Source organism: Pseudoalteromonas sp. 19-MNA-CIBAN-0066 (assembly GCF_040308705.1).
Lineage (GTDB): Bacteria > Pseudomonadota > Gammaproteobacteria > Enterobacterales > Alteromonadaceae > Pseudoalteromonas > Pseudoalteromonas nigrifaciens.
On sequence record NZ_JBEONZ010000076.1, the window covers coordinates 1 to 2340 of the forward strand.

The 2340-nt window shown below is 42.4% G+C and carries 3 protein-coding genes; all 3 read left to right on the plus strand.

Features of this window, described 5'->3' with window-relative positions; genetic code table 11:
- Positions 1 to 77 precede the first annotated feature (77 nt).
- Positions 78 to 374, plus strand: a complete 297-nt coding sequence (gene tnpA / locus AAEZ18_RS18185; RefSeq protein ID WP_024596032.1) for an IS66 family insertion sequence element accessory protein TnpA — start codon at positions 78 to 80, stop codon at positions 372 to 374.
- Positions 371 to 724, plus strand: a complete 354-nt coding sequence (gene tnpB / locus AAEZ18_RS18190) for an IS66 family insertion sequence element accessory protein TnpB (protein WP_024596033.1) — start codon at positions 371 to 373, stop codon at positions 722 to 724. Before tnpA ends, tnpB begins: the two co-directional genes overlap by 4 nt.
- A 70-nt stretch (positions 725 to 794) precedes the next feature.
- Positions 795 to 2318, plus strand: coding sequence for an IS66 family transposase (tnpC, locus tag AAEZ18_RS18195; protein WP_350595469.1), 1524 nt, complete (start codon positions 795 to 797; stop codon positions 2316 to 2318).
- Positions 2319 to 2340: the final 22 nt, after the last annotated feature.

The window sequence follows — 2340 nt, forward strand, 5'->3', positions numbered from 1 at the left end:
GTAAGCGTCCGAGCAACGACACCTAGCAGAGTGGATTTAATTAATTGAAAATACCGTCAGTTTCTACTGGAGGTATTATGCAAAAAAGAACCCTTAATGACTGGCAAAAATTGATTGAGCAGCAACAAACCAGCGGCTTATCTATTGTCGCATTTTGTAAAGAAAACATGTTACCCACTTCAAACTTTTATAAATATCGGTCTAAGTTACAAGACGCTGCAAAAGCACCTAAATTGGTGAAAGTGCAAAACAAAGCCATTCCCCATAAAGTGAATGCCTCAATCACGTTATCTCATGGTGAAACTCATTTAACTATACCAACCTCATCTGAGCCTACATGGGTGGCTAATTTAATAAAGGCGCTGCAAGCATGAACATGTTTATTGATGTGCCCGACGTGTACCTTTGCAATCAGTTTGTCGACTTCAGAAAATCCATTAATGGCTTAGCGGCCATTGTTGAAAGTGAACTCGAACTGTCAGTGCTATCCGGTGCCGTGTTTGTTTTTTGTAATAAAAGCCGAGATAAGCTGAAGATATTGTATTGGGATAACACAGGCTTTGCCCTGTGGTATAAACGCCTCGATAAGCACAAATTTAAATGGCCGAAAAACCTCAGCGCCGACACCCTAAACTTAACCGAGCAACAATTACACTGGTTATTATCTGGGTATGATGTCATAGGGCATCAACAAATCAACATCGAAAACGCTAGCATTATTTAGATCGTCGCGGGATCAATATTAACCATCGCATTAAGCTAGTTTACGGTAAAAAACATTATAAAATAAAAGGATGAACATTGATGTTAACTGCCTTCCAGACGATCCGGCTTTGCTTAAAAAGCTGCTGGCAGAGCACGCTGAAAAATTAGCGCAAGCGACTGCAAGAAACCGGTATCTAGAGGAACAATTCCGCCTAGCGCAACAAAAACAATTTGGTAAAAGTGCCGAAGTCTTTGACGCACAAGGTGAATTGTTTAATGAAGCCGAAGACATCATTGAGCAACTTGATGAGCTTGCTACGCAAGAGATTATCTACACTCGCAAAACACCAAAGCGCAAACCATTACCCAAAGACTTACCCCGTGAGCAAGTGATTCATGACATTGCCGAAGAAGACAAGTTGTGTAACTGCTGTGGTAATGAGTTGCATAAAATGGGTGAAGACGTCAGCGAAAAGCTCGACTTCGTTCCCGCAAAGATAAAAGTCATTGAGCATATTCGCCCAAAGTACGCGTGTCGTGAATGTGATAAGTCAGGGTCGAATAACAGTATTAAACAAGCCAAGATGCCAAACATGGCCATCAACAAAGGCATGGCCACGTCCAGTTTGTTAAGTCAAATCATCACCAGCAAATATCAATATGCACTGCCACTGCACAGACAAGAGTCGATGTTCAAGCAATACGGCATTGAGCTTAGCCGTAAAACCATGAGTGACTGGGTACTCGCATCCGCTACCTTGTTTGAACCGCTGATACAACGACTGAAACACGCGTTACTTAAACAGCCTGCGATACATGCCGATGAAACGACGGTCAATGTGGTCAACGCCGACAAAGTAAAAAGTTACATGTGGCTATATTGTACCGGCACGGATTCGCCATCGGCTATAAATAAACACAACTCAATGCCAAACATTGTGCTTTACGACTATCAAAATAGTCGGGCAGCTTCCTGTGTGGTTAATTATCTGGATGGCTATTCGGGCTATTTACAGGTTGATGGTTATCAAGCGTATGCACAAACGCAATCAACACTAGTTGGTTGCTGGGCCCATGCACGTCGTAAATTTATAGAAGCAAAACACGTGCAGGGTAAAAACAAGACAGGCAAAGCCGACGTAGTCTTGAGTCTTATTCAAAAACTGTACGGCATTGAATCAAAACTCAACGATAAAACACCAGAACAAAAGCATGAAATAAGGCAAGAGCAAGCGAAACCTATTATCGATAAACTGCATAAATGGCTAGAGCAAAACCAGCCACGTTTAGTCGGGAAAACCAAGTTAGCAGAGGCAGCAACCTATCTCGCTAATCAATGGCATAAACTTATAGTTTATCTTGAAAATGGTCAGCTTAATATCGACAATAACCGCGCCGAGCGCGCTATCAAACCATTTGTTATTGGCCGTAAGAACTGGATGTTTAGCCAAACCTCACGCGGCGCAATAGCAAGCGCTCACCTATACAGCATCATCGAAACTGCAAGATCCAACGGCTTAACGCCATTTGATTACATCATGCATTGCCTCGATGAGCTTTGTCAGCCTGAGCCAGACATAGAACAATTATTGCCTTGGAATATCAATATCTAGGTGATGATCACCGGACGTTTAC